This window comes from Streptomyces sp. WAC06614 (assembly GCF_003949795.1).
In the GTDB taxonomy this organism is placed as follows: Bacteria; Actinomycetota; Actinomycetes; order Streptomycetales; family Streptomycetaceae; genus Streptomyces.
Map to the genome: position 1 here is coordinate 1 of NZ_RPRY01000344.1, position 6,990 is coordinate 6,990.

At 72.2% G+C, this 6,990-nt stretch carries 7 protein-coding genes; 4 read left to right on the forward strand and 3 right to left on the reverse strand.

Annotated elements, in window-relative coordinates; all coding sequences use genetic code 11:
- Positions 1-68: 68 nt before the first annotated feature.
- The 3 genes from EF918_RS30125 to EF918_RS30135 all read right to left on the reverse strand — a co-directional run bounded on the left by EF918_RS30125 (position 69) and on the right by EF918_RS30135 (position 3,301).
- Entirely contained in the window at positions 69-737 is a 669-nt protein-coding gene (locus tag EF918_RS30125; RefSeq protein ID WP_125652100.1) for a response regulator transcription factor, read from the reverse strand.
- A gap of 9 nt (positions 738-746) precedes the next feature.
- Entirely contained in the window at positions 747-1,961 is a 1,215-nt protein-coding gene (locus EF918_RS30130) for a sensor histidine kinase (protein ID WP_125652101.1), read from the reverse strand.
- A 281-nt stretch (positions 1,962-2,242) separates the two neighbouring features.
- The gene (locus EF918_RS30135) at positions 2,243-3,301 is read right to left on the reverse strand and encodes an alpha/beta hydrolase (RefSeq protein WP_125652102.1); all 1,059 of its coding nucleotides are present in this window, start codon (positions 3,299-3,301) and stop codon (positions 2,243-2,245) included.
- Positions 3,302-3,623: 322 nt separating this feature from the next.
- On the opposite strand from EF918_RS30135, the gene EF918_RS30140 reads away from it, so the two are divergent.
- The 4 genes from EF918_RS30140 to EF918_RS30155 all read left to right on the forward strand — a co-directional run.
- Positions 3,624-4,922: a serine hydrolase gene (locus EF918_RS30140; protein ID WP_125652103.1), complete on the forward strand. Its 1,299-nt coding sequence runs from the start codon at positions 3,624-3,626 to the stop codon at positions 4,920-4,922.
- A gap of 162 nt (positions 4,923-5,084) precedes the next feature.
- Positions 5,085-5,804: an ABC transporter permease subunit gene (locus tag EF918_RS30145; protein ID WP_125652104.1), complete on the forward strand. Its 720-nt coding sequence runs from the start codon at positions 5,085-5,087 to the stop codon at positions 5,802-5,804.
- A 47-nt stretch (positions 5,805-5,851) separates the two neighbouring features.
- Positions 5,852-6,313, forward strand: a complete 462-nt coding sequence (locus EF918_RS30150) for a hypothetical protein (RefSeq protein WP_125652105.1) — start codon at positions 5,852-5,854, stop codon at positions 6,311-6,313.
- Between the two features lie 147 nt (positions 6,314-6,460).
- Positions 6,461-6,990: pyridoxal-phosphate dependent enzyme (locus EF918_RS30155; protein ID WP_125652106.1), on the forward strand; the 530-nt coding region annotated here is incomplete at its 3' end.

The window sequence follows — 6,990 nt, forward strand, 5'->3', positions numbered from 1 at the left end:
CCCCTGCGCCACCACACCGCCGCCCCCTCGCCCCGCTGACATGACCGGACCCGGCGCTCCGGCCAGGCTCAGTCGTCCCGCCCGGGTCGGACCAGGCCGGTCTCGTAGGCGTAGACGACGGCTTGCGTACGGTCACGCAGGCCGAGCTTGGCGAGGATGCGGCTGACGTAGGTCTTCACCGTCTGCTCGGCGATGACGAGCCGGGCGGCGATCTCGCCGTTGGCCAGGCCCTGGGCGATCAGCAGGAGGACCTCCGTCTCGCGTTCGGTCAGCGGGCTGCCCGGGTCCGCCAGGGCCAGCTGCGGGCCCTCCATCCGTGCGAAGCGGGTGAGGAGCCGTTTGGTGACACTGGGCGCCAGGAGCGCCTCTCCCGCGGCGACGACGCGTACGGCCTCGGCGAGGTGCTCGGCCGAGGCGCTCTTGAGGAGGAAGCCCGAAGCTCCCGCGCGCAGGGCCTCGTAGACGTATTCGTCGAGGTCGAAGGTGGTCAGGACCAGGATCTTCGCGGTCGACTCGCCGTTCCGCGTGATCTGACGGGTGGCTTCGATCCCGTCCATGCCCGGCATGCGGATGTCCATGAGGATCACGTCGGGGCGGAGTTCCTCGGCCAGCGCGACGGCCTCGACACCGTCCGCGGCCTGTCCCACGACCTGGATGTCGGGCTCCGAGCCGAGGAGAGCGGAGAACCCCTGGCGGATCATGATCTGGTCGTCGGCGATCAGCGCCCGGATCGTCATCGGCGGTGCTCATTTCTGGTGCGGGTGCGGGTGCGGGTGCGGGTGCGGGTACGGGTCCGGTGGCGCGGTGGCGGTGGCAGTGGGGGCAGCGGCCGCCTCGGCGGGGAGGGTGGCGGTCACGGCGTAGCCGCCGTCCTCGGTGGGGTGCGCGGCGAGCCGGCCTCCCAGCATCGTGGTCCGCTCGCGCATGCCGAGCAGACCGTGTCCGGCACCGGGAACCGGCCGAGTGGCCCGGCCGGGCGCCGTATTGGTCACCTCGACGGTCAGCCGATCGCTCGCGTACGCCAGGTGCACGTGGACGGCGGCGCCGGGGGAGTGGCGCAGGGCGTTGCTGAGAGCTTCCTGGACGATGCGGTAGGCGGACAGCTCCACACCGGACGTCAGCGGCCGGGGTGTTCCGGTCGTCTCGGTCGTGACCGTGGTCCCGGTCGCGCGAACGGTGTCGGTCAACTGCCCGAGTTGGGCCAGGGTCGGCTGGGGCGTGTACGGGGTGTCGTCGTCGGAGTCCTCGGCGCGCAGCAGGGCCAGGACGTGGCGGAGTTCGCCGAGGGCCTCGACCGTGCCGGCCCGGATCGCCGAGAGGCTGTCCAACAGTGCCGGCGGTGGATCCTCCAGCACGCGTGAGGCGACCTGGGCCTGGATGGAGACGACGGACATGTGATGGGCCACCACGTCGTGCAGCTCCCGGGCGATCCGGCCGCGTTCCTCCAGAACGGTGCGCCGGGCCCGTTCCTCGGCCGTGGCCGCGGCTTGCCGCAGGGCCTCGGAGTGCGCTTCGCGCCGGCTGCGGAGCAGGACGCCGGTGACGACGACGACCACGAAGAGGCCTGCCGAGCTGTAGCCGTAACTGAAGTCGGAGACCGCCGGCACTCCGGGCCCGGCGAGCGGCAGAGCGAGCGTCAGGGCCACGCTCAGGGCCAGCGCGACCGAAGCGGTGCGCGCCCGCACGCGCAAGGAGAGCAGGAACAGCACCCCGGCGTGCGCGTAGAGCGCCGGCCAGGGCCACTGGGTGAGGTGCAGCAGGAAGGACGTGACGGCGCAGACCGTGAGGGAGAACAGCCAAGCCGGCCCGGGTACGTAGAGAGCGAGGGCCAGGGCCGCGGCGTAGGCAGCGGCGATGGGCGCGGCGGCGTCGACGCGGTAGTAGATCGCCAGCTCCTTTCCCCCGGTCAGCAACACCAAGGCTGCCGCGGCCAGGACCAGCGCGTGCGGCAGGTAGCGCACGGCCCGTGGCCACCATTGAGGGGCGGGCAGAGGCGCGACCGCGGAACCCATGATGCGCGCCGCCCGCGCACGCCGGGTCCGCTTCGGGGGAAGGCCACCGCCTCCGCTGCCGTCAGCCTGCGCCATGAGAGTGTCCCTGTTCGTGCTCGGCTCTTCGAGGAACCGACGGGGTACGGGGCCGGAGCCTCCTGGGACCAGTGTGCCGCCGCCCGTGGCCCGCGGCGTGGTGCGCCCCGCCCGCGCTCGGACGTGCGGAGCATGGCTCGCAGGAGGCGGCCAGGTCAGACATGGACGGCCTCCGGCCGGCGGTCGAGGACGATGCGGGCGAGGTTCTGCAGGGAAAGGGAACCGGGCGCGAAGTAGTCGCTGTGGCCGCCGTCCCCGGCAGGGAAGCGGTGAGCGCCGAAGCGGGTGGCGAGGGGGTCCTGGCCGAAGCCGAGGCTGCTGCCGCCGGGGAGGCCGATGCTTATGTGCGGGACGTCGGCGATCCAGTCGCTCCCACCGCGGCCCGCCCACACCGTCGCGGGAGTGCGGAGCGCCGCTACGTCGGGCGCTGCGACACCCGGGCTGCCGAACAGCGCGATGTCGGCGACGTCCAGTCCGGGGGCCGCCTGGCCGCAGACCACCGACCCGTAGGAATGGCACAGCAGCGACATCTCGGCCCGGGGGTCGATCCGCCGCAAGGTCCCGAGGAACTCCCGGAGAGCGGATGCAGCAGTACGGGCGCGGCCGTCGGTCAGCACCGCCGGCCCGGTGACACTCGGGGTGTCGTAACCGATCCAGGTCACCACGGCGACGCGGGCGGCGGGGTCCTGTCGGCACAGTTCCCGGCGCAGGTCCAGGGCGGCGCCGCCGAGCGAGCGGTGATCGGCCCGGGCCGCGTTCGCGGCGGACACCGCGCACGAGGAGGCGGCGCCGTCCCGCCAGGAGAGGCCGGCGGGTGGACGGCCGTCCAGCTCGTCGTAGGTGTCCAGGTCGGTGTCGGCGCCGGGCACCAGGACGGCTATCCGGTCCGCGCGGGCCAGGTCCCCGAGCACCTCCGCCGTCCGGCCGCTGCCGCGGCCGTCGAAGGTGAGGAACTGTCTGCCGTCCTCCGCCAGCACCCGCAGCCGGGCCGCGCGGCCGGCGGCGCCGGAGGCGGCGGCCTCGCCCGCTGCCCGGAGGATGTCCGCACGGTTCGCGGCATAGGCCCGTGGCAGCGTGGCCGCGGTCAGCGGGGCGAGCCGGGCCGGGGCGGGCGCCGGTACCCGGGGCCGACTCGCGGCCGTCACGGGGACCACGAGGGCCGAGAGGATCAACAGGGCCAGTAGGCCGCGGCGCAGACGGGCGATCGGGAACATCACGGCGGTCCTTCCACTCGGGGCACGAAGCCACGAGCGGCTTCCGGGAACGACGCTACGAACCCGCCCCCGTAATCCGCGTCCCGCCAGGGAGCGCACCTTTGCGGTAGCTCCCAGGTATCACCCGGGGCAGGCAGCGTCCGGGAAGCGGCCGCTGTCGCCGGCACATGCCGACTGCCCTTCGTCGGCCCGTCGACCGGTACTACCTGAGAACCACCGCGCAGGTTCCCTCGCGGGCGGGATTCGGACTACAGGGCAGCCTTCATAGCCTTTTCGACGAACGGCCGGACCGGCAGAAAAGCACCCCTGAAAGGAGAAGCCCATGCGACAGCGGAAGACCCGCCTGTCCATCTCGACCGCGCTGGTGGCCAGCACGGCGATCATCGCGGGGCTCCTCGCGGCTTCCTCCGCCTCCGCGACCGACCGCCCGGAGGGCGCGCTCCGGCAGGCGGCCGACAGCATTCACGATGCCGGGGCGGTCGGAGTCGTCCTCGGCCTCCACGACGTCCGCGGCAGCCAGGAAGCCACCAGCGGCGTCAGCAACCTCACGACCGAGGCTCCCGTGCAGCCGGATTCTCGGTTCCGGGCGGGGAGCCTCACCAAGACGTTCATCGCTACCGTGATCCTGCAGCTGACGGAAGAGACCGATGCGCAGGGCAGGCCGCTCCTCGGCCTGGACGAGCCGGTCGTCTCGGTACTGCCGCACCTCTTCCCCAAGGACAGCGTCCAGCTCGCTGCGAAGAAGACCATCACCGTCCGCCAGCTCCTCCAGCACACCAGCGGCCTCGACGATGCCGAGGGAGCCACCCAGGGGCTCGTTCCTCCCCCGGGATCGAGTCCGAGCCAGATCAAGAAGTTCCTCGCCACACCCCCCGACACCGATCGGCTGATCGCCGGGCCGCTGAAGGGCAAGCTGGCCTTCCTCCCGGGAAGCAAGGACTCCCGAGGCCGCCCGAACATGCTCTACTCCAACACCGGCTACGACATCGCAGGCAAGCTCATCGAAGCCGTGACCGGACATTCCTGGAGCCATGAGGTGAGCACCCGGATCATCGACAAGCTCGGGCTCCACGACACGTCGATCCCCGACCCGGGGGCGCGGAGGACCCTCCCCGGCCCCCACGCCCAGGGGTACGAAGTGATCCCCGGCATGGACCGTCCTCTGGACGTCACCGACCTGGACCGCCGTACCTGGGTCGGCGCCGGTGGGCAGATCGCCAGCACCACCGCCGACATCGACGCCTTCTACGCCGCGCTCCTCACCCCCGGACGGCTCCTCGGCGCGCAGCAGATCGAGGAAATGCAGAGCACCGTTCCCGAGACCGCTGGTGAGCCCGGTGCCGGATACGGGCTGGGCCTGGAGCACGTCCCCCTCACCTGCGACGCCGGCAAGCCGGCGAACGCGAGGGGGTATTGGGGTCACACCGGCCGGGTCCTGGGGTACCAGACGCTGACCGGAACCACTCCGGACGGTAGGTCGGTCACCCTCTCCATCAACGGTGTCCGTCCCGTCCGCAACGCCGACGGGACCATCGATCAGGACAAGAGCCGGCAGCGGTTCCAGAACACGGTGAACGCCGCGACCAAGGCCATCGACCAGACGCTCTGTGGAGAGCAGTAGGGATGCGGAGGGGGACGTGAGAGAGGAGAACGAGAAATGAGCGAGGGGCGTTCCGTACTCCTCCAGCGACGCCGTCTGACACGCGAGGCCAGACCCATGTATTCCGAATCCGTCCGCTCGGGCAGGCTTCCTGCCGCCGCGCCCGCACGACGACCACGATTCATGGACGCCGTTGCCGGCGAATGGATAAAACTGCGCAGCCACCGCGGAGCCCTGGTCGCGCTGGTGATGGGTGTGGCCCTCACCATCGGCCTGGGTGCGCGGAGTTCGTTCCAGAATGCCGGGAGCGTGCGCCACGGGTACCGCATCGTGGAGGACCCCACGATGATCACCCAGTTCGGCATCAAGTTCGGCCTTCTCGCCTTCACCGTCGCGGGCGTACTCGTTTCCACTGTCGAATACACCAGTGGCACCATCCGGCCGTCACTGATGGCCGTGCCCTCCCGGAACCGGCTGTTCGCGAGCAAGGCCGTCGCGTTCGCAGCCGTGGCGCTGGTGGCCGGCACCCTCGCGTCGGTGACCGCCTTCTTCATCGGCGCCGGCTTCCTCGACGGCGCCGGGCTGAGCGTGTCCTGGCAGGAGCCCGGCATGGCGCGTGCGGCGCTCGCCGGGGGTCCCTACCTCGCGCTCTGCGGATTGCTCGGTATGGGGCTGGGCGTCTTCCTGCGCAGTCCGGTCGCGGCACTGGGGGTCGCGTTCGCCTTGTTCGTCGCCTCCATAGCCCTCGGCAGTGTGGGGAGTACGGTGATGCCGTTCGACGCCGGACTGGCGATGACGCACGCGCACAGCGCCACCGCCCTGAGCGGCGGGGCGACGCTGGGGGCGTGGACGGCCGGGGCTCTCGCCCTGGGTTGGGTGTTCCTGCGCCGACGGGATGTCTGAGCCTGGTTGACGGGAACTTTATGCCGGTATGCCGCTAACTTGTGATCATGCTGAGCGGGCGGTCGCGAGAGGAGCGGGCCCGGGTGTGCCTGCCCCGGTTCGGGCTCGTGCTGCTCGTGCTGCTCGTGCTCGTCCACCTGGCCGGGTGCGTGCACGGGCCGTTGGCCGTCGGGGTCGGGCGGGTCGACAGCGTGACCGTTGCCGCCGAGCCCGTGGCCGGGCCGGGGAGTGCGGTGACGGCGGTGGCGTTCGGGCAGCGCCAGGAGCGTCCCGGCGCACCGGGCACGTGCACGGACGTCGACGGTCCGGCCGTCGACCGGGCCGACCCGGCGGAGCCGAAGCCCGACCAGCAGCCGCAGCCGCAGGCGTGGTCGCCGTCGCAGGTGCAGGCCCAGGCCGTGCCGGGCGTGATGGCCGGGCGGGGGCCGCCCGGCGCGGCGCCTTCGGACCGGGCGGGGTGCGCGGACGGTGGTCGGCTCAGGGCCGAGTTGCAGGTGTGGCGGAGCTGACGGGGACGCCCCGCCCGCACAGCGGAAGCCGGCACGGTCCGGCACCGGTCGAGCGGGTGGTGACCGCGTCCACCGTTCACCCCATCCGTGTCACCGCCGCCCGGGACTGTCGCCCACGGGAGGCGGTGGGAGAGCTGTCCGACCATGATGAACCACGTACCCCCTGTCCTCGACACGCCCGACAGCCCCGCTTCGTTGCTGTCCGCCCCGGTGCGGTTCGGCTCCACCCCGGCCGCCCTGGTCGGCGACACCCCCGTCCTGTGGGTGGGTCAGCCCTTCACCCCCGCCGGGAGCGGGTTCTGGGCCAAGCTCGAAGGCTGCAACCCCGGCGGGATCAAGGACCGCACCGCCCTGTACATGGTGGCCGCCGCCCGGGCGCGCGGGGCGCTGCTGCCCGGCGCCCGGATCGTGGAATCCACCTCCGGAACCCTCGGTCTCGGCCTGGCCCTGGCCGGCATCACCTACGGCCACCCCGTCTCGGTCGTTACCGACCCCGGCATGGAACCCCAGGTCGCCGGACTGCTACGGGCCTACGGCGCCGAGGTCCACACCGTGACCGCCCCGCACCCGGAAGGGGGCTGGCAGCAGGCGCGCCGCCAGAAGGTGGCCGAGCTGCTCGACGCCGAACCGGACGCATGGTGCCCGAACCAGTACGACAACCCTGACAACGTGGCCGC